Origin of the sequence: Lederbergia sp. NSJ-179 (assembly GCF_022867885.1) — a bacterium.
Taxonomy (GTDB): Bacteria; Bacillota; Bacilli; order Bacillales; family Bacillaceae_C; genus Lederbergia.
Genome location: NZ_JALIFP010000008.1, coordinates 139,063 through 159,660, shown reverse-complemented (window position 1 = coordinate 159,660; position 20,598 = coordinate 139,063). Strand labels below are relative to the sequence as shown.

Annotated in this window: 20 protein-coding genes, 2 rRNA genes and 2 riboswitches; all 22 genes read left to right on the top strand. The window is 42.7% G+C overall.

Features of this window, described 5'->3' with window-relative positions; all coding sequences use genetic code 11:
• Positions 1-116: ribosomal RNA gene (locus MUB24_RS08860) — 23S ribosomal RNA — on the top strand; the annotation flags it as partial.
• Between the two features lie 299 nt (positions 117-415).
• A 5S ribosomal RNA gene (rrf, locus tag MUB24_RS08855) occupies positions 416-531 on the top strand.
• Between the two features lie 144 nt (positions 532-675).
• A riboswitch (TPP riboswitch) is annotated at positions 676-783 on the top strand.
• Positions 784-878: 95 nt separating this feature from the next.
• Positions 879-1,655 carry a hydroxyethylthiazole kinase gene (thiM, locus tag MUB24_RS08850; RefSeq protein WP_244703210.1) on the top strand — a complete coding sequence of 259 codons (777 nt, stop codon included), beginning with the start codon at positions 879-881 and terminating at the stop codon, positions 1,653-1,655.
• Positions 1,652-2,485, top strand: coding sequence for a bifunctional hydroxymethylpyrimidine kinase/phosphomethylpyrimidine kinase (gene thiD, locus MUB24_RS08845; protein WP_244703209.1), 834 nt, complete (start codon positions 1,652-1,654; stop codon positions 2,483-2,485). Before thiM ends, thiD begins: the two co-directional genes overlap by 4 nt.
• 4 nt (positions 2,486-2,489) lie before the next feature.
• Positions 2,490-3,143: a thiamine phosphate synthase gene (gene thiE / locus MUB24_RS08840; RefSeq protein WP_244703223.1), complete on the top strand. Its 654-nt coding sequence runs from the start codon at positions 2,490-2,492 to the stop codon at positions 3,141-3,143.
• A complete protein-coding gene (gene thiW, locus MUB24_RS08835) occupies positions 3,140-3,640 on the top strand; it encodes an energy coupling factor transporter S component ThiW (protein WP_244703208.1) in 501 nt (166 codons plus the stop codon). The genes thiE and thiW overlap by 4 nt, the downstream gene beginning before the upstream one ends.
• Before the next feature lie 57 nt (positions 3,641-3,697).
• Positions 3,698-3,886 carry an NETI motif-containing protein gene (locus tag MUB24_RS08830; RefSeq protein WP_244703207.1) on the top strand — a complete coding sequence of 63 codons (189 nt, stop codon included), beginning with the start codon at positions 3,698-3,700 and terminating at the stop codon, positions 3,884-3,886.
• A 76-nt stretch (positions 3,887-3,962) separates the two neighbouring features.
• Positions 3,963-4,063, top strand: a riboswitch (purine riboswitch).
• 98 nt (positions 4,064-4,161) lie between these two features.
• Positions 4,162-4,650: a 5-(carboxyamino)imidazole ribonucleotide mutase gene (gene purE, locus MUB24_RS08825; protein ID WP_244703206.1), complete on the top strand. Its 489-nt coding sequence runs from the start codon at positions 4,162-4,164 to the stop codon at positions 4,648-4,650.
• The gene (gene purK, locus MUB24_RS08820) at positions 4,637-5,770 is read left to right on the top strand and encodes a 5-(carboxyamino)imidazole ribonucleotide synthase (protein WP_244703221.1); all 1,134 of its coding nucleotides are present in this window, start codon (positions 4,637-4,639) and stop codon (positions 5,768-5,770) included. The genes purE and purK overlap by 14 nt, the downstream gene beginning before the upstream one ends.
• A 34-nt stretch (positions 5,771-5,804) precedes the next feature.
• Entirely contained in the window at positions 5,805-7,109 is a 1,305-nt protein-coding gene (gene purB, locus MUB24_RS08815; RefSeq protein WP_244703205.1) for an adenylosuccinate lyase, read from the top strand.
• Positions 7,106-7,819: a phosphoribosylaminoimidazolesuccinocarboxamide synthase gene (gene purC / locus MUB24_RS08810; protein WP_244703204.1), complete on the top strand. Its 714-nt coding sequence runs from the start codon at positions 7,106-7,108 to the stop codon at positions 7,817-7,819. Before purB ends, purC begins: the two co-directional genes overlap by 4 nt.
• A complete protein-coding gene (gene purS, locus MUB24_RS08805) occupies positions 7,816-8,067 on the top strand; it encodes a phosphoribosylformylglycinamidine synthase subunit PurS (protein WP_244703202.1) in 252 nt (83 codons plus the stop codon). Before purC ends, purS begins: the two co-directional genes overlap by 4 nt.
• The gene (gene purQ, locus MUB24_RS08800; RefSeq protein WP_244703200.1) at positions 8,064-8,747 is read left to right on the top strand and encodes a phosphoribosylformylglycinamidine synthase subunit PurQ; all 684 of its coding nucleotides are present in this window, start codon (positions 8,064-8,066) and stop codon (positions 8,745-8,747) included. Before purS ends, purQ begins: the two co-directional genes overlap by 4 nt.
• Positions 8,731-10,959, top strand: coding sequence for a phosphoribosylformylglycinamidine synthase subunit PurL (gene purL / locus MUB24_RS08795; protein ID WP_244703199.1), 2,229 nt, complete (start codon positions 8,731-8,733; stop codon positions 10,957-10,959). The genes purQ and purL overlap by 17 nt, the downstream gene beginning before the upstream one ends.
• Entirely contained in the window at positions 10,935-12,344 is a 1,410-nt protein-coding gene (gene purF, locus MUB24_RS08790; protein ID WP_244703198.1) for an amidophosphoribosyltransferase, read from the top strand. Before purL ends, purF begins: the two co-directional genes overlap by 25 nt.
• Positions 12,345-12,361: 17 nt before the next feature.
• Positions 12,362-13,381: a phosphoribosylformylglycinamidine cyclo-ligase gene (gene purM, locus MUB24_RS08785; protein ID WP_244703197.1), complete on the top strand. Its 1,020-nt coding sequence runs from the start codon at positions 12,362-12,364 to the stop codon at positions 13,379-13,381.
• Positions 13,378-13,950, top strand: a complete 573-nt coding sequence (gene purN, locus MUB24_RS08780; RefSeq protein ID WP_244703196.1) for a phosphoribosylglycinamide formyltransferase — start codon at positions 13,378-13,380, stop codon at positions 13,948-13,950. Before purM ends, purN begins: the two co-directional genes overlap by 4 nt.
• Positions 13,951-13,978: 28 nt before the next feature.
• Positions 13,979-15,511, top strand: a complete 1,533-nt coding sequence (gene purH, locus MUB24_RS08775) for a bifunctional phosphoribosylaminoimidazolecarboxamide formyltransferase/IMP cyclohydrolase (RefSeq protein ID WP_244703195.1) — start codon at positions 13,979-13,981, stop codon at positions 15,509-15,511.
• 144 nt (positions 15,512-15,655) lie between these two features.
• Positions 15,656-16,930 (top strand): phosphoribosylamine--glycine ligase, encoded by a 1,275-nt coding sequence (gene purD, locus MUB24_RS08770; protein WP_244703194.1) that lies wholly within the window; start codon positions 15,656-15,658, stop codon positions 16,928-16,930.
• A gap of 233 nt (positions 16,931-17,163) precedes the next feature.
• Positions 17,164-18,906, top strand: coding sequence for an adenine deaminase C-terminal domain-containing protein (locus tag MUB24_RS08765; protein WP_244703193.1), 1,743 nt, complete (start codon positions 17,164-17,166; stop codon positions 18,904-18,906).
• Between the two features lie 79 nt (positions 18,907-18,985).
• Positions 18,986-19,981 carry a DUF3048 domain-containing protein gene (locus MUB24_RS08760; protein WP_483869166.1) on the top strand — a complete coding sequence of 332 codons (996 nt, stop codon included), beginning with the start codon at positions 18,986-18,988 and terminating at the stop codon, positions 19,979-19,981.
• A gap of 187 nt (positions 19,982-20,168) precedes the next feature.
• On the top strand, positions 20,169-20,465 hold the full coding sequence (locus MUB24_RS08755; RefSeq protein WP_244703189.1) for a YerC/YecD family TrpR-related protein: 297 nt from the start codon (positions 20,169-20,171) through the stop codon (positions 20,463-20,465).
• The last annotated feature ends 133 nt before the right edge of the window (positions 20,466-20,598 follow it).

The window sequence follows — 20,598 nt, the reverse complement described above, 5'->3', positions numbered from 1 at the left end:
TCCCTAGGCTTTTAAAGCCTTAAGACCCCTGAAAGATGATCAGGTTGATAGGTCCGAGGTAGAAGTGTGGTGACACATGTAGCTGACGGATACTAATCGGTCAAGGACTTAATCAATTAAAAAGCGGAAGTGCCCGTTTAGCGACGTACAGGTATAAAGGATGAACAGCTAAATTCGCGCCGTCCTGGCGCAACGCTGTTCTGACCCACATCCTGTGGGCCTGAGATAAAGGAAACACAGTGAGTCCAATAGGACGAACTGATGTTGACTTATCGTAGGAAGAAACGTAGAAGTTTTCTAGTCGCTGGGCACTGGAGCTGGATTAAAAATTGTTGTTTCTCGTTTGTCTTTTCCTTTATCTGGTTTTGAGAGAACAAAGTTCTCTAAAGAATCTACATCCAGTGCAAATCAATCGTCTGGTGACAATAGCGAAGAGGTCACACCCGTTCCCATCCCGAACACGGTAGTTAAGCTCTTCAGCGCCGATGGTAATAAGGGGCTTCCCCTTGTGAGAGTAGGACGTTGCCAGGCAATCAAGGCATCCTCTATGGAGGGTGTCTTTTTTATATATCTGTGGATGCTCAATTTTTCACTTGAATGGTCAGATGATTTACCGAAAAAACTTGCAGTATTTTCAGAATATGGTATAGTGTAGTAGAAAATAAGATACCGTTTTTATACCACTAGGGGAGTCTTTGAGAGACTGAGACACATACGATTATATGTGGACCCTTGGAACCTGATCTGGTTGATACCAGCGTAGGGAAGTGGGGGCTGCTTTTTTCTGTATCCTTTTATAAAGCAATCCGCTTCCTTATTTAGATTAGGGGGCGGATTTTTCTATTTTTCTACAAGACTTTTAAGAGGAGTGAGAAGGGATGGAAAATTATCAAATCCTTCATCAGGTAAGAGCGGAAACACCATTAGTGCATTGCATCACCAATATTGTTGTCGCCAATTTTCAGGCAAATGGGTTATTAGCTATCGGGGCATCTCCTGTGATGGCCGATGCTGTGGAAGAGGCTGCTGAAATTGCTGCAGTTGCCGATTGTACGGTTTTAAATATTGGTACGTTAAGGAAGGACACGGTCGAAGCGATGATTTTGGCAGGAAGAAGTGCCAATACACATGGTACTCCTATTGTGTTGGATCCGGTTGGGGCAGGTGCGACTCCATTTCGAAGGGGAATTGTTTTTCGCATTTTGAATGAGGTGGATGTCTCGCTTATTCGGTGCAATGCTGGGGAATTGGCGGCGATTGCTGGAGTGGAATGGAGGGCACGGGGAGTGGATGCTGGTGAAGGAGATGTTGACTTGTGTTCGCTAGCTAAGGAAACCGCACAGCGCTTGAATTGTCTCGTAGCTGTGACAGGTGCTGTCGATATTTTGAGCGATGGGGAACAAGTGAGTGAAGTTGTTGGAGGCCATTCCCTTATGTCAAAAATAACGGGTTCTGGTTGCCTATTAAGTGCAGTAGTAGGCGCTTTTTTGGCTGTTCGTCCTAATCAAAGCTTTGATGCGGCCGCTGAAGCCTTAACGTTTTATAAAAGAGCTGGAGAGAAGGCCGCCCAAAATTCTCAAGCACCCGGTCACTTTGCTATGCACTTTTTGGACGAATTGTACTTATTAGGCGAAAAGGAGAAAACACAAATATGACTTATGTAGCGTTGACGATCGCTGGGTCTGATAGTGGTGGTGGGGCTGGGATTCAAGCAGATCTAAAGACTTTTCAAGAATTGGGGGTATTTGGGACCTCTGCCTTGACGGCGGTTACCGCACAAAATACACTCGGTGTTCATGGGGTGTATCCGCTGAGAGCAACCGAGGTGACAGAGCAAGTCCGTGCCGTGATGGATGATTTTCAAGTAGGAGCCGTTAAAACAGGAATGCTCTTCTCGGCAGAAATCATTGGTGAAGTAGCCCAAACATTAAAAGGATACCCATCTATTTCTCTTATTATTGATCCGGTTATGATTGCAAAAGGAGGAGCGCCCCTTTTACAAAGAGAAGCGATCCGTGCATTAAAAGACGAGCTTTTGCCAATGGCTTCGATCATCACCCCAAATCTTCCTGAAGCCGAAATACTTGCTGAAAGGAAAATAGACTCAGAGGCAGACATTGAAAAAGCGGGAGAAGCCATATTAAACATGGGTGTCGATGCTGTCGTGATGAAAGGTGGACATCTTGACAATAAAGATTATGCAGAAGATTTATTTATGTCCGCCAATGGAAAGAAATGTATCCTTCGGTCAAAGCGGATTGATACGAAGGATACACATGGAACAGGTTGCACCTTTTCAGCTGCAATGACAGCTTCTGTTGCAAAAGGGAAGGGAATCGAGGAGGCGGTTATGGATGCGAAGTATTATATTTATGCTGCGATTAAGGATGGTCTGAAACTTGGCAAAGGCCATGGTCCGACCAATCATTGGGCACACCGGCTCCAAGGAGAGGAATCCCGAAAGGAAGTGGTTTTGCTTGATTAGAGATATGTTGCGATTGTACTTCATAATGGGTAGTACCAATACACAAGAAAGAGATCCGTTGGAGGTATTAGAAAAAGCGTTACAAGGTGGTGTGACCTGTTTTCAGTTAAGAGAAAAAGGAACAAAATCACTAAAAAAACATGAAAAATATTTGTTTGCTGAAAAATGTCAAAGGCTTTGTAACAGCTATGATGTCCCCTTTATTGTGAATGATGATGTGGCGCTGGCACTTGCTCTTGACGCAGATGGAGTTCATATCGGACAAGAAGATGAATCTGCAACGATTGTTCGAAAACAAATCGGTCCGCAAAAAATTCTGGGAGTATCGGTACATAATTTGGAAGAAGCCTTTTTGGCAAAGGAGGCAGGCGCAAATTACATCGGGATGGGGCCTGTCTATGCGACATCTTCTAAAAAAGATGCAAAGGCTCCTGCTGGAACAAGGATGATTAAACAAGTCGCTGCCACTTGTCCTGATCTCCCTATTGTGGGGATTGGCGGCATCACCGAAGAAAATGTAGGGCCTGTATTGGAAAGTGGAGCAGCAGGGGTGGCTCTTATATCGGCGATCGCCTCCTCTCAAAATCCCTTTGAACATGCAAAACGTTTGCGAAAAACAATAGAAGAAGCCTTTGAAAAAGAAGAGGACCAATCATGAATATCCGTAAAATGATCGTGATGACGATGTTTGTTGCGATCGCAGTAGTTGGTTCAATCTTTGTCTCGTTTCCCGCAGGAATCGCACGGGCTTATCCGATTCAACATGCGGTCAATGTAATTGCTGCCGTTACACTTGGACCTATACCTGCCGTTGTGATTGCATTTTTGACAGCCCTCATTCGCATTTTGACAGGGACCGGTTCCTTATTGGCATTTCCGGGTGGTATGATTGGGGCCTGTCTAGCCGGACTTTTGTTTAAACAGTTTGGAAAAATATGGCTTGCTGGGATGGGCGAATTAATTGGTACCGGATTGTTCGCTTCCCTTTTCGCCGTTCCATATGCCAAAATATTAATGGGAACCTCGACAACGGCCCTATTTTTCCTACCCTCTTTCTTTGTTTCCAGTGCAAGTGGTATGCTCATTGGAATCATTTTAGCGACCCGTTTGCAAAAAACAGGTGTGTTGAAAAAAATGAATCATTTGTCCTTATAATAACGGAAACCTATTCTATAATTGGGTAAAAGCAGTGAAGAAAGGTAGATTACATCGATGAAAAAGGAATTTGAAGTGATGGAGAATGAAAGTATTGAGGAATGCTTAGAAAGAATGAAACAGGAAGGATATACACCGATTAAAAGGAGTGAGCAACCGATTTTCAGAGAAGAACATCATAACGGAAGTACAAAATACATTCCAATTTCACAAAAAATCGTTTTCCAAGGAATAAAGTACGGTTAGAACACGAACGTTTGGATTTTACTTAATAAAATTGTTCGATTTTTAATTGACTTTCTCTTCTTATATTTGTTAAGATAAAAGTATCAAGAGATAGCCTCATATATAATGGGGATAGGGCCCATAAGTTTCTACCTGATCACCGTAAATGATCGGACTATGAGGAAGTAGGACTTGGGAGCAAGTACATATTTTTTTAACAAAACTCCCGGATAGTCTGCTTTCCTTTAGAGAATGCAGACTATCCGTTTTTTATTTTAAAGAATGGAGGGGTGGATATGGAAGCAAAAGTTGGCATTATTATGGGCAGCACATCAGATTGGGAGACGATGAAGCATACTTGTGATGTGCTGGATGAATTAGAGATTTCTTATGAGAAAAAAGTGGTTTCCGCCCATCGAACACCTGATTATATGTTTGAATATGCAGAAACGGCCGTGAAAAGAGGATTAAAGGTGATCATTGCAGGTGCAGGAGGTGCAGCCCATTTACCGGGAATGGTTGCCGCGAAAACAGTGTTGCCAGTGATTGGGGTCCCTGTTGAATCAAAAGCATTAAAAGGAATGGATTCCCTCCTATCGATTGTGCAAATGCCGGGTGGGGTTCCGGTGGCCACCGTAGCAATCGGGAAAGCAGGAGCCATCAATGCGGGGCTATTGGCGGCGCAAATACTAGGGGCAGAAAATAAAGATATCCAAGAACGCCTGCTTCAAAGGAGAGAGTTTTTAAAAGAAAAAGTATTGGAAAGCAGTGATCAGCTTGTCTAATCATCCATTTATTACACCAGGTCAAACCATTGGCATTATTGGCGGCGGTCAGTTAGGGAAAATGATGGCATTCTCGGCGAAAGAAGCTGGATTTCAGGTGATCGTATTAGAACCAACCCCTCATTCACCTGCTGGGCAGGTTGCGGATGAACAAATTGTAGCTGCCTATGATGACCGAGTTGCTTTAAGCACCCTTGCCAAAAACAGCGATGTGATCACCTATGAGTTTGAAAATATCGATTATCAGGCTTTAGATTGGTTAGCAGAAAAAGCTTATCTTCCACAGGGCTCCCAATTAATTAAGATGACACAGGATCGAATATTAGAAAAGCAAGCCTTAACGGAGGCTGGTGTGCAGGTTGCCCCTTACGCAGTCATTCACGAGAAGGCAGATTTAGCAAAGGGACTACAAATGATTGGATATCCTGCTGTATTAAAAACAGCCTGTGGTGGCTATGATGGCAAAGGGCAGTTCATCATTCGGAAGCAAGAAGATGTAGAGGAAGCGGCACAGTTGCTAGAAAATGGAGCTTGTGTCCTTGAAGCCTGGATTTCGTATGAAAAAGAAATATCGATTGTAATGACCAGGAGCACAAATGGTGATTTTGCTTGCTTCCCAATTGGAGAAAATATTCATATTGATCATATTTTGCATGAAACGATTGCTCCTGCAAGAATTTCTACAGATGTGGAATATGAGGTTCATCAACTCGCAGAAAAGATAGCCCAGCATCTTCAATTGGTCGGAACGCTGGCGGTGGAAATGTTCTTGACGAAGGATAAGCAAATTTTTGTCAATGAACTGGCACCAAGGCCTCATAACTCAGGACATTATACGATTGAAGCCTGCAATATTTCTCAATTTGCTCAGCATATAAGGGCGATTTGTGGCTGGCCATTACGGAAAATTCAATTGTTAAGCCCGGCGATTATGGTCAATATATTAGGACAGCATGTTCACCCAGTCATGGAAGAAATACCTAAAAGACCAAACTGGTCGATCCATCTATATGGAAAAGAAGAAGCGAAACACAATCGGAAAATGGGGCATTTGACCATTTTAACGGAAAATTTGGAGAGAACAATGAATGAACTGGATGGATGCGGTATTTGGTCATAATCAAACATTATCATGTGCAAAGTGAGGAAAAAAGATGATTGAACGATATACAAGGCCAGAAATGGGTGCTATTTGGTCGGAGGAAAATCGCTTTAAAGCCTGGTTGGAAGTGGAAATTCTCGCCTGTGAAGCATGGGCAGAACTGGGGGCCATTCCGCGGGAAGATGTCCAGAAAATTCGCCAAAAAGCAGCTTTTAATGTGAAGCGAATCAAAGAAATTGAGGAAGAAACCCGCCATGATGTCGTGGCTTTTACAAGAGCGGTTTCGGAGACACTTGGTCAGGAGAGAAAATGGATTCACTACGGATTAACCTCAACAGATGTAGTAGATACAGCATTGTCTTATTTGCTAAAACAGGCGAATGAAATCCTGCTTGCGGATTTGCAAAGATTTATCGAGATTTTATGTGTAAAGGCAAGGGAGCATAAACATACCGTGATGATGGGACGGACTCATGGTGTTCACGCCGAGCCGACGACCTTCGGTTTAAAAATTGCTTTATGGTATGAGGAGATGAAACGCAATCTTGAGCGATTCAAACAAGCAGCGGCTGGGGTGGAATTCGGGAAAATTTCTGGTGCAGTCGGAACCTATGCCAATATTGATCCTTTTGTAGAGCAATATGTATGCGAAAAGCTTGGACTATCTCCAGCGCCTGTATCCACACAAACGCTACAGCGTGATCGCCATGCAGCCTATATTTCGACACTGGCCTTGATCGCAACGTCAATAGAAAAGTTTGCCACCGAAATCCGCGGTTTGCAGAAAACGGAAGTACGTGAAGTGGAAGAGTATTTTGCGAAAGGGCAGAAAGGTTCTTCCGCGATGCCGCATAAACGTAATCCCATTGGATCCGAAAACATGACAGGAATGGCACGTGTCATACGAGGACATATGGTGACGGCTTATGAAAATGTTAGCCTCTGGCATGAACGGGATATATCCCATTCTTCGGCGGAACGGATTATTTTACCGGATGCCACGATTGCTTTGGATTATATGTTGAATCGTTTTGCCAATATCGTGAAGAATTTAACGGTATTCCCTGAAAATATGAAAAAAAATATAGATAAAACATATGGTGTTATTTTTTCGCAACGCGTCTTGCTTGCATTAATTGATAAAGGAATGACACGTGAAGAGGCTTATGATCTCGTTCAGCCAAAAGCCATGGAGGCTTGGGAAACGGGCGTCCACTTTCGCCAACTGATTGAAAAAGATGTTCAGATTAAAAACAAATTAACAAGCGATGAACTCGACAATTGTTTTGACTATACCTACCATTTGAAAAATATCGATGCCATCTTTACAAGAATTGGACTGGGGGCTTCCGAATGAAAGCAAACCTATTGTATGAAGGGAAAGGCAAAAAAGTCTTTATGACAGAAAACCGACGAGGTACATTGGTCCTGTCCTATAAAGATGAGGCTACCGCATTCAATGGTAAGAAGAAAGCGAACTTCACGGGAAAAGGAAGATTGAACAATGAAATTTCAGCCCATATCTTTTCTAGGCTGCAAAAGCAGGAAATTGAGACCCATTTTATTAAAAAACTAAATGAAACAGAGCAACTTGTTCACCAAACTGAAATCATTCCTTTGGAAGTCGTGATCCGGAATATGGCGGCTGGAAGTATTACAAAACGCTTGGGGATGCGGGAACAGACTGTTTTTCAGCCACCACTTGTGGAATTCTACTATAAAAACGATCAGCTGGGTGATCCGCTTATAAATGACGATCATGCAAGGTTATTATGTCATATCAGTGATTCCGAAATAGCTGAAATAAAAGAAAAGGCATTGCAAATCAATCAACAACTGATTCACATTTTTGCTGGAATAGATGTCAAGCTAGTGGATTTTAAGCTGGAATTTGGCCGTTTACCAGACGGTTCGATCATTTTAGCGGATGAAATTTCACCGGATACATGCAGACTATGGGATAGGCATACAAATAAAAACTTGGATAAAGATGTATTTCGACAAGGAACAGGAGATTTATTGGAAGTATATCAGGAAATATACCAAAGGCTGGAGGCAAGGTCATGAAAAAGGTTACTGTTTATGTCACGTTAAGGGAAGCTGTATTGGATCCCCAAGGGAAAGCGATCCAAGAGTCGCTTCATTCACTAGGTTATGAGGAGATCCGGGACGTCCGTGTTGGAAAACGGTTGGATATTTTGGTAGAGGATAAAGAGGATCTTGAACAGCGTATCATCGAAATGTGCGAAAAGCTGCTCGCAAATCCAGTTATTGAGGATTATCGCTATGAGGTGGAGGAGGTCGTCCACTCGTGAAATTTGCCGTAATCGTTTTTCCAGGATCCAATTGTGACCATGATATGTATCATGCTGTGAAACATGTTCTCAAGGAAGAAGCAGATCTTGTATGGTATGAAAATAGTAGTCTAGAAAACTATGATGGAATTTTGCTTCCAGGTGGTTTTTCTTATGGCGACTATTTACGCACAGGGGCCATCGCGTCCACCTCTAACATTATGAAACAAATCAAAATGTTGGCGGAAAGAGGAAGGCCGATTCTTGGTGTTTGCAATGGATTTCAAATTTTGTTGGAGGCTGGACTGCTACCAGGAGCCATGCTGCGCAATAAAAACCTGGCATTTAAATGTCAACAAGAACGATTGATTGTTCAGAATAATCAAACGATCTTTAGCTCATCGTTTGAAAAGGGAGAAATTGTCCATTTCCCGATCGCGCATGGGGAAGGAAATTACTTTTGTGATGAAAAGGCATTGGCAGAATTACAGGCTAATCAGCAAATTGTCTTTACCTACCAAGATAACCCAAATGGTTCCGTCGCCAATATTGCAGGCATCATCAATAAAGAGGGGAATGTGCTTGGCATGATGCCTCATCCTGAACGTGCTGTTGAAAAAATCCTTGGCAGTATGGATGGATTGAAATTATTCCAGTCCATCGTCAAAAATTGGAGGGACTCCTATGTTGCAAACGCATGAGATCAGTCCAGAGAAAATCGAACAAGATAAATTGTATCAAGGGATGGGACTGAGCGATCAGGAATATAAGAAAATAAAAGCCATTTTGAATCGTCGACCAAATTTTACAGAAACGGGTATTTTTTCTGTTATGTGGTCAGAACATTGTAGCTATAAATCATCCAAACCATTGCTTAAAAAATTCCCGGTAAAGGGGCCGCAAGTCCTTCAAGGTCCTGGTGAAGGTGCTGGGATCATTGATATTGGCGATGGCCAGGCGGTTGTGTTTAAAATTGAAAGCCATAATCATCCCTCTGCCGTTGAGCCGTATCAAGGTGCGGCAACGGGAGTCGGAGGCATCATTCGTGATGTGTTCTCCATGGGAGCACGCCCAATTGCATTAATGAACTCGCTCCGGTTCGGTGACTTGAATCATGAACGTGTCAAATACCTTTTTCAAGGGATTGTGGATGGAATTGCCGGATACGGTAACTGTGTCGGGGTGCCAACAGTCGGAGGCGAGGTGCAGTTTGATGATTGCTATGAAGATAATCCACTTGTCAATGCGATGTGTGTTGGACTTATTCACCATGATGACATCCAGAAAGGGATTGCGGCTGGTATCGGAAATACCGTTCTATATGCAGGGGCACCTACCGGACGGGATGGGATTCATGGAGCGACATTTGCTTCCGATGATTTAGCAGAGGATGCTTATAAGGACCGTCCAAGTGTGCAGGTTGGTGATCCTTTCATGGAAAAATTATTGATAGAAGCCTGTTTGGAGGCGATCCACTGTGAGGCACTCGTTGGTATGCAGGATATGGGGGCAGCCGGACTCACCTCATCTGCCAGTGAAATGGCAAGTAAGGCAGGAACCGGTATGGAGATGAATCTGGACCTCGTCCCACAACGGGAACAGCATATGAATGCGTACGAGATGATGCTTTCCGAATCCCAGGAACGGATGCTTATGGTGGTGAAAAAGGGGCAGGAACAGGAAATTATTAATATCTTTGAAAAATATGGTCTAGAGGCCGTGGCGGTTGGAACGGTCATCGAGGAAAAGACGTTCCGGATTAAACAACATGGGGCAATCGTTGCAGATATTCCGGTAGATGCTTTAGCAGAACAAGCGCCTGTTTATGAGCTCCCTTCAAAAGAAGCTCAGTATTTCAAGGAATTTCAGAAGATGGCGAATACCATTCCTACGATCGATGATCATGCCGATATGCTCAAAAGACTATTGCGCCAACCGACAATCGCTAGTAAGGAATGGGTCTATAATCAATATGATTCAATGGTTCAGACCAATACAGTGATAGCACCGGGTTCAGATGCAGCCGTTCTTAGAATTAAAGGAACCGATAAGGCATTAGCGATTACAACGGATTGTAATTCTCGCTATCTGTACTTAGATCCTGAAACAGGTGGAAAGATAGCCGTTGCTGAAGCCGCAAGGAATATCATCTGCTCAGGAGCAAAACCGATTGGTCTAACAGATGGTTTGAATTTTGGGAACCCGACAAATCCAGAAGTATTTTGGCAAATGGAAAAAAGTGTGGAAGGGATGAGTGAGGCTTGTCGCATTTTGGAAACGCCAGTGATTAGCGGGAATGTATCACTCTATAACCAGTCTAGAGGAAATTCCATTTTTCCGACGCCGATTGTCGGTATGGTTGGTTTAATCAATTCGTTGGAACATATAACATCAAGCTTCTTTCAAAAGTCAGGCGATCGGATTTATCTGATAGGTGAAACGAAACCAGAGTTCGGTGGAAGTGAGGTCCAAAATATTCTCTTTGGAAAATATGAAGGGCGGGCACCTGCAATTGATTTGGAGATAGAAGCGAAACGTCAACAGCAATTGCTCTCCGCTATTCGTCTTGGGTTCGTGCAATCTGCCCATGATCTAGCTGAAGGAGGATTGGCTGTGGCATTGGCTGAAAGTGCCTTTACTGATAGACAGCTTGGTCTAGAGGTATTTCTGGAAGGAAATCCTACGGTAGAATTATTTAGTGAAACACAATCACGTTTTTTAGTAACGGTAAAAGAACAGCATCAGGAGCAGTTTGAACAACTTTTTGATGATTGCAGGTTTATAGGTACAGTGACAGATACGGGCAAAATGAAGATTGACTTGAATGGTGAGGTTCTAATCGAAGAAAAGATCAGCCAGCTCAGTGAAATCTGGAAGGGAGCTCTTCCATGCTTGCTGAAATCAAAGGCATAAATGAGGAATGTGGAGTGTTTGGTATATGGGGACATCCTAAGGCGGCAGAACTTGCTTATTATGGTCTTCATGCCCTTCAGCACCGGGGGCAAGAAGGAGCGGGAGTGGTCGTAAATGACGGATCAACATTAAAAGTTCATAAAGATTTAGGACTTGTCAACGATGTGTTCAAACAAGCTGAGTTTTCGGAGTTGTCAGGACGGGCTGCGATTGGTCATGTCCGTTACTCAACACAAGGGGATAAAAGTAAGAATAATGTGCAACCTCTATTGTTTCACTCGCAATCAGGAAGTATGGCGCTTGCTCATAATGGAAACATCATGAATGCTTATCAACTTCGCGGTGAGTTGGAGGCACAGGGAAGTATTTTGCAAACATCCTCAGATACCGAAGTACTTGCCCACTTAATCAAACGAAGCGGTAAAATAAAAATGGAAGAATGTATGATTGACTCTCTTCAGAAAGTGATCGGGGCTTATGCCTACTTGGTTCTCACAGAAGAAAAGCTATATGCAGCCCTTGACCCAAGAGGCATCAGACCGTTGTCGATCGGCCGGCTTGGTGAAGCCTATGTTATTGCATCAGAAACATGTGCATTTGATATGATTGGGGCAAGCTTTGAAAGGGAAGTATTACCGGGAGAACTTATTACCATTAGTGACAACGGGATAGCATCAACCCGCTTTAGCGAACAGAAACAACGTAAGTTATGTGCCATGGAATATGTTTATCTTTCAAGGCCTGATAGTGACTTAAATCATACCAATGTCCATGCATCGCGCAAAAAGATGGGGATTGAGCTCGCGAAGGAGGCGCCAGTTGAAGCAGATGTCGTGACGGGAGTACCAGATTCAAGTATCTCTGCAGCGATTGGCTATGCTGAACAGAGCGGATTACCTTATGAAATGGGCGTGATCAAAAATCGGTATGTAGGAAGGACCTTTATCCAACCCTCTCAGGAATTGAGGGAACAAGGGGTGAAAATGAAGCTATCACCCGTCCGAAAAATTCTTGAGGGAAAACGGGTCGTGATGATTGATGATTCCATTGTCCGCGGAACAACAAGCAAAAGAATTGTTAGAATGTTGAAAGAGGCAGGGGCTAAGGAAGTACATGTACGGATTGCTTCTCCAGCTATTACAAACGCATGTTATTACGGGATTGATATGTCCACAAAAGAGGAATTGATTGCGGCTAACTATTCAGTTGAAGAGATATGTGAAGTCATCGGTGCAGATAGTATTGCTTTTCTGTCAGAGGAAGGTTTGGAAAAGGCAATTGTCCAAGCGAAATCGATTCATCAAGGCATTTGTACTGCATGTATGAACGGAAACTACCCTGTTACACAGGAGAACGAAAAGGTCATTTCGTATACGAGATGTTAAGAAAAGGGGATTGTGATATGACGGGGAGTTATCAACAAGCAGGTGTAGATGTAGAAAAAGGGTATGAAGCGGTTAAGCGAATGAAAAAGCATATCGCCAAAACAAACAGGCCGGAAGCGATTGGGGAAATAGGTGGCTTTGGCGGACTCTTTGATTTGACCGCTTTTAAATATGAGGAACCAGTCCTTGTTTCAGGTACAGATGGAGTCGGGACAAAGCTAAAGCTTGCCTTCCAAATGAATATCCATCATTCCGTTGGGATTGATCTAGTCGCCATGTGTGTCAATGATATTGTTGCTCAAGGAGCGAGTCCTTTGTTTTTCCTCGACTATATCGCATGTGGGAAAAACAATCCAGACGTCATTGAGCAAATCGTGAAAGGGGTAGCTGAAGGGTGTGTGCAAGCTGGTGCTGCCCTAATTGGCGGCGAGACGGCTGAAATGCCTGGGATGTATGAAGATCATGAATATGATTTAGCAGGCTTCGCGGTAGGAATTGCCGAAAAGTCAAAGTTAATTACGGGGAAAGCCATCGATGCCAATCATGTTCTGATTGGATTCCCATCTAGCGGCATTCATTCCAATGGGTATTCCCTTGTTCGGAAAATAGTAGATGGTCTTGATCTTCATAAAACATACGATGGATTAACGGAAACTCTTGGCGAAGCACTGCTCGTCCCAACGAAGATCTATACAAAACAAATCCAGTCAATACAACAAAAATACGAGATTAGCGGGATAGCCCATATTACAGGGGGCGGTTTTTATGAAAATTTTCCAAGAATGCTTCCGGCTGGACTGGGGGTCGAACTGGAGCCCTCAAGTTGGCAAGTTCCGGCTATCTTCTCATTTTTACAAAAAGAAGGAAACATTCCTACTGATGAAATGTATGGTGTCTTTAATATGGGAATTGGCATGGCGATCGCCGTTTCGAGAGAAGATGCCAATGGGATTCTCGACATTTTGCATCAACAAGGGGAGTATGCCTCGATTATCGGTAGAGTCGTAGAAGGGGAAGGTGTGCATTTTAAACGATGAAGAAAGTAAAGGCTGCCGTATTTGCTTCAGGTACAGGTACCAATTTTCAAGCAATAATGGAAAAAGACAATCTTTTCTGCGAAATTGTTTTACTAGTCTGTGACAAACCTGGTGCGACGGTCATCGAAAAAGCTAAGGGATATGGCGTTCAAGAGTTTGTTTTTCTGCCAAACTCTTATTCCTCAAAGGTAGAATACGAACGAGAGCTGCTTGAAAAACTACGGGAAAAGGATGTGGAATGGATTTTTCTCGCGGGTTATATGCGAATTGTCGGACAAACTCTGTTAGATGCATTTGAACACCGGATTGTCAATATTCATCCTTCCATGCTTCCAAAATTTCCCGGGAAAGATGCGTTTCTTCAGGCATTTCAGGCTGGGGTGAATAAGACGGGAGTAACGGTTCATTTCGTTGATACGGGGATTGATACTGGACCGATCATTGCCCAACAGGAAATCAATATTTACCCTGATGATACGCTTGAAACATTGGAAGAGCGCATCCACAGGGTAGAGCATCAACTTTATCCACAGGTCATTAATCAGTTGATCGCAAACGAAAAAGAATAATTCTTTTTGAAGATAAAGGAGCTTTTATATGAAAAAAAGAGTACTTATCAGTGTATCCAATAAGGAAAAGATCGGAGAATTTGCCCGCGGTTTGGTTGAACTTGGTTATGAAATTATTTCGACCGGTGGAACTTTGCAGGCCCTACGTCATGAAAATATACCGGCTATGAGTGTGGAAGATGTGACCGGTTTTCCAGAAATCCTTGATGGAAGGGTGAAAACATTGCATCCTTTCATCCATGGTGGACTTTTGGCGAAGCGAAATGATCCGGACCATCAAAAACAATTGGCAGACAATGGGATTGAGCCGATTGATTTGGTTGTCGTGAACTTGTATCCATTTAAGCAAACACTTGAACGAGGAGACGCAACGGAATCAGACAAGATAGAAAACATTGATATCGGTGGACCGACGATGCTGAGAGCGGCAGCGAAAAACTTTGCTGATGTGGCTGTCGTAGTCGATCCGGAAGATTATGCGGATGTCCTACAGGCATTGAAGAAAAACGAGTTAGATGAACAAAAACGTAAGGCGTTGGCGGCGAAGGTTTTCCGCCATACGGCTACTTATGATGCACTGATTGCTGAATACATGACCGAACTTGTGGGGGAGGAACAACCTGAGAGTGTCACATTTACATTTGAATTAAAACAAAGCTTACGATATGGGGAAAATCCGCATCAAAAAGCGGCCTTTTATAAGCAGCCTTTAGGATCAAAATTTTCGATTGCGAATGCCGCTCAATTGCACGGTAAGGAACTATCTTACAATAATATTCGGGATGCCGATGCAGCTTTGCAAATGGTGAAGGAGTTTACGGAGCCCGCCGCCGTTGCTGTGAAGCATATGAATCCTTGTGGAATTGGGATTGGTGCATCGATTTCGGAAGCATTTAAAAAAGCGTATGAAGCAGATACGACTTCGATTTTTGGTGGGATTGTGGCGGTAAACCGGGAAGTGGATCAGGAGACAGCTCGTCAATTGCATGAAATTTTCTTGGAAATTGTGATTGCGCCTTCCTTTTCACAAGCAGCCTTGGACATTTTACAAGCGAAAAAGAATATTCGACTGTTAACGATTCCGTTTGAGGACGCCAATAAGCGTGAAAAATTATTGACCTCTGTAGAAGGTGGACTGCTTGTACAAGATCAGGATACCTTTACCTTTGAAGATGGCAACATCTCGATTCCGACCAAACGAGAGCCTACGGCAGAAGAGCTTGCATCTTTGAAACTCGCTTGGAAAGTAGTCAAACATGTCAAATCGAATGCGATTGTTGTGGTGGGAGATAGGATGACCCTTGGGATTGGCGCGGGCCAAATGAACCGTGTCGGTGCAGCGAAAATTGCGCTCGAACAAGCAGGAGAACGGGCGAAAGGAGCCGTTATCGCCTCAGATGCCTTCTTCCCAATGAGTGATACGGTAGAAGAAGCGGCTAAAGCTGGAATAACGGCTATTATTCAACCAGGTGGATCGATTCGTGATGAAGACTCCATTAAAGAAGCCGACAAACATGGTATTGCGATGGTATTTACCGGAGTTCGCCACTTTAAACACTAAAAGAAAGCGGAAGGCGGCCGCTTAGGGGCGACAAGCAAATGTTCTGAAGCCGCAGAAGGGCGCCATTCCCTTCGAAGGATTCAGGTTATTTGACCTCGAGCCCCTGCCGCCTGGAACTAGACAAGGATAAGGAGTAAGGTCAATATGAACGTATTAGTCGTTGGTGGGGGCGGTAGGGAACATGCCCTTTGTAAAAAGGTGAAAGAAAGCAAACTCGTTTCTCAAGTTTATTGTGCTCCTGGAAATGGGGGGATTAGTGAAGATGCTATACTAGTGCCCATAAAGGAAACTGACTTCTCTAATCTTATTCAATTTGCCAAAGAGAAAAAAATTGATCTTACGATTGTGGGACCGGAAGTCCCGTTGACTGCTGGAATTGTCGATAAATTTGAGGCAGCCGGCTTGAAAATCTTTGGTCCACGGAAAAATGCGGCGATCCTTGAAGGCAGTAAATCTTTTGCCAAAGATCTCATGAAAAAATATAAGATTCCAACGGCTAGCTATGAAACATTTACTTCTTATGAAGAGGCGAAAGCGTATATTCGTGAAAAAGGTGCCCCAATCGTGATCAAGGCAGATGGTCTCGCGGCTGGTAAAGGGGTCGTAGTGGCAATGACGCTGGAGGAAGCAGAGCAAGCTTTAAAAGAAATGTTAGTAGAATCCAAGTTTGGTGAATCCTCTGCTCATGTCGTGATTGAAGAATTTTTAGAGGGAGAAGAATATTCCTTAATGGCCTTTGTCAACGGTGAAGCTGTGTATCCGATGGTCATCGCTCAAGATCATAAGCGTGCTTTTGATGGAGATCAGGGACCGAATACTGGCGGAATGGGCGCTTATACACCTGTTCCACACATCTCTGCAGATGAAGTTGAAAAAGCTGTAGAGGAAATTCTTCTTCCCACTGCCAAAGCGATGGTTCAAGAAAACCGTTCCTTTACCGGAATTTTATATGCTGGATTAATTCAAACGCATGCGGGCGCCAAAGTCATCGAATTCAATGCTCGCTTTGGAGACCCTGAAACACAAGTCGTTTTAGAGCGATTGGAAACAGATCTTGTTCAGCTGTTGCTTGACCTGTTAGATGAGAAAACACCTCATATAGAATGGTCAGATACAGCCGTTGTCGGTGTCGTATTGGCGGCAAATGGTTATCCAGGAAGTTATCAGAAAAGAATTCCTTTACCAGAAATGATCGTAGAAAACCCCAATGTATCCATCTACCATGCGGGAACGATCCGAGAGGAAAGCCCTGGTTCTTATCGATCCAATGGAGGCAGAGTATTACTAATGTCAGCGAAAGCGGAGACCATTGCAGAAGCGAAGGAGCAAGTCTACGCAGAAATGTCTAAAATAAATGAGGATGAATTTTTTTACAGAAAAGATATTGCGGATAAAGCATTAAGAAAAGTGGACGGGTGATTTCACCCGTCCCTTTTTTACGCAGAGTAAAAAGGATCATAAAGGTCTAATCATACCCATAATCATGAAGAATGTTAAAACTGATCATGATTAAGGTAGTCTCGTTACAAGATCATTACCGTTTGATTACAATTCACAAAATGTACGAATGAGGGATAGACCGGAACAGCTTTACAGGGTATAGTATGTTAGAATCAAAATATCAAGACAATAGGCTAATGGGAGGATGAGAGATGGTAGAACAGAGATTCAGGTGGAAAAACAAACAAATTCGAGAACAAATATCTGTTTTAGACGGCAAGAGATCTCCTACAATTTTACTGAAAAACGCCCGCTTTTTGCATTCCGTGTTAAAAAAATGGGTTGTTGCAAATATATGGATTTTACAGGATCGTATTGTTTATGTGGGGAAGGAACTGCCCCGGAAACGAGAAAATTGTGAAGTGGTGGATTGTGCTGGAATGACACTTGTCCCCGGCTATATGGAACCCCATGTTCATCCATTCCAATTGTATAACCCACAGACATTATCTCGTTATGCTGCACAAACGGGAACTACCACTTTGATTAATGACAATATCCTTTTCTTTTTACATTTAAATAAAAAGAAAGCGTTTTCCTTAATGAATCAATTGAATCAATCCCCCCTTACGATGTATTGGTGGAGTCGGTATGATGCCCAAACAGCTATGGATGGTGAAGAACGCATTTTTACCAATCGAGATGTGAAAGAATGGCTTGAACATAAAGATGTTGTGCAAGGAGGAGAATTAACCGGTTGGCCGAAATTACTTGATGGTGATGATTTAATGCTGTATTGGATTCAGGAAACAAAGCGACTGGGAAAAAAGGTGGAAGGTCATTTTCCGGGAGCTTCGGAGAAAACTTTGGCTAAAATGAAGCTTTTTGGTGTGGATAGTGATCATGAAGCCATAACCGGGAAAGAGGTATATAAGCGTCTTTTTCATGGATATACCGTTTCACTTCGGCATTCTTCGATCAGGCCTGATTTGCCTGTTTTACTAAAGGATTTGAAAAGAATCGGGCTAACAGATTATGATTCCATGATGATGACAACAGATGGGGCGACACCCGCTTTTTATAGGCAAGGGATGGCTGATTATCTTATTCGAATCGCATTAGAAAATGATGTTCCGGTCATAGATGCCTATCATATGGCTTCCTATAATATTGCATGCCACTTTAATCTTCTTTCTCATCATGGTCAAATTGCAACAGGCAGGATTGCGAATATCAACTTTCTTTTAAATGAACATGAACCTACACCTGTATCGGTTTTAGCTAAAGGACAATGGATGCGAAAGGAAGGAAAAGAAGAAATCATCGATTGTACAATAGATTGGGAACAATATGGATTAGAACCCCTCCAGTTAGAATGGAATCTTCATGCAGATGATTTACAATTTTCCATGCCGTTTGGGATAGAAATGGTCAATGATGTGATTACCAAACCTTATACGATCAATGTTGATTTAGCCATAGACCCACTACCTGAAAATCAGGATGAAAGTTATCTGATGCTTGTTGATCGCAAAGGGAAATGGCGAATTAATACAATATTGAAGGGCTTTGCGAAATCTGTAGATGGATTTGCATCATCCTTTTCTTCCACAGGGGATATCCTATTACTTGGAAAAAGAAAAAAAGATTTGCTGCTAGCTTTTCAAAGAATGAAAGAAATGGGTGGAGGAATCGTCTTAACTGAAAAGGGGCAAAGCATTTTTGAAATAAAACTTCCCCTTGCCGGATTGATGTCAGATTTACGAATTGAGGATCTAGCGAAGGAAACAGAAAAATTAAAGGCACTTTTAGTTGAAAGAGGGTACCCTTTTACAGATCCGATATACTCTTTGCTCTTCTTTTCAGCGACACATCTACCTTATATTCGGGTGACACAAAAGGGATTATATGATGTAATGAACAAAAGAGTACTCTTTCCGGCATTAATGCGTTAAAATAGTAAGTATCAATTTTCAACAAATTTAGGAGTTGTCGTTTTTGTTTTATAAAAGAACAGTATGTATACTTTTGCTCATGAGTATTTTGACACTGGTTGCCTGCAATAAGAAGGAAGAACAGCCAAAACCTGAAGAGGGTGATTCTCCTTCTAAAACGGAGGAAAAGGAATCTCCATCATCATTTGTTTACCCTCTAACTGGAATGCCTACAGAAAAGGCTTCTAACCAAAGGGCGATAGCAGTTACAGTGAATAATCATATGGCGGCAAGACCTCAAAGCGGACTATCAAAAGCAGATATTGTATATGAATTACTTGCGGAAGGATCGATCACAAGATTTTTAGCCATTTTTCAAAGTGAGGTTCCCGAAAGAATGGGACCCGTTCGCAGTGCCCGTGATTACTATATTGATATTGCGGAAGGATATCATAGCTTATACATTGCTCATGGCTATAGTCCAAGTGCCAAAAAAAGGTTGAACGCTGGTGAAATCGACCAGTTGAATGGGATTAAGTATGACGGCACATTATTCAAACGGTCTTCAGATCGCAAAGCTCCTCATAATTCATATATTTCAAATGAAAATATTGAGAAAGGAGCGAAACAAGAAGGTTATCATTTGGATGAACTTCCATCCTCATTAGATTTTCTAACAGAGGAGGAAGTGGAAAGGCTTCAGGGGGAACAGGCAAGGCAATTACAGGTTGCTTACAGCAAAAATGACCAATTTGTTGCAAACTATCAATATGATCAAGAATCAGAAACATATACGCGTGAATCAAATGGGGAACAAACAATAGACTTAGAAACAGACGCCCCCATTTTATTAGATAATCTTGTTGTCATTGAAGCAGAACATCAAGTGATTGATGAGAAAGGAAGACGTTCGATCGACTTAACCTCTGGAGGAAAGGCTTTATTATTTCAAAAAGGCCTGGTGAAAGAAATAGAGTGGGAGGATAGCGACGGCCGCCCTTTACCGTATGAAGATGGTCTTCCTGCTAAGCTAGTACCTGGCAGAACATGGATCAGTATCGTACCAAGTATGGAAATTGTTTCTTATAAAGAATGATGAAATGTAAAAATGCGTGTTCAAAAAGGAGGATAAAAAGGACCAAGAAGTTCGAGACGGCGCAGCTTTGAGCAGCGGAACGTATGCAGTTAATACGTGAGCAGCGGAAAAGCAAGCCAACGAAGAAATTCGAAGTGTCATTTTTACCGGACTTTTTGAACATCCTCTAAAAGGAGAATATGGGTGTATGCAAATTGAAAAATTAAGAGGAAAAGAATTAGACCAGCTTTTTGATGCGATCCTTACGTTGAAAGATCGAGAGGAGTGCTATCGCTTTTTCGATGATTTATGTACAATCAATGAAATACAATCATTATCACAACGGCTAGAAGTGGCAAGAATGCTAAGGGAAGGCAATACGTATCACAAAATTGAAACAGAGACAGGAGCTAGTACCGCGACCATTTCAAGGGTGAAGCGCTGTTTGAACTTTGGAAACGATACGTATGAAATGGTGCTTGACCGTGTTCAAGAAGAAAAATAAAGGGAGACATTAACCGGTGGGGGGATCTCACCTCCCACTGAAAGCAACGGCTGTGCTCCCTTTTCAAGTTATTGCCAAATTCGGGACCAGCCGGTTCACTGGCTGTGCCCCAATTTCAAGTATTTGTTAAATT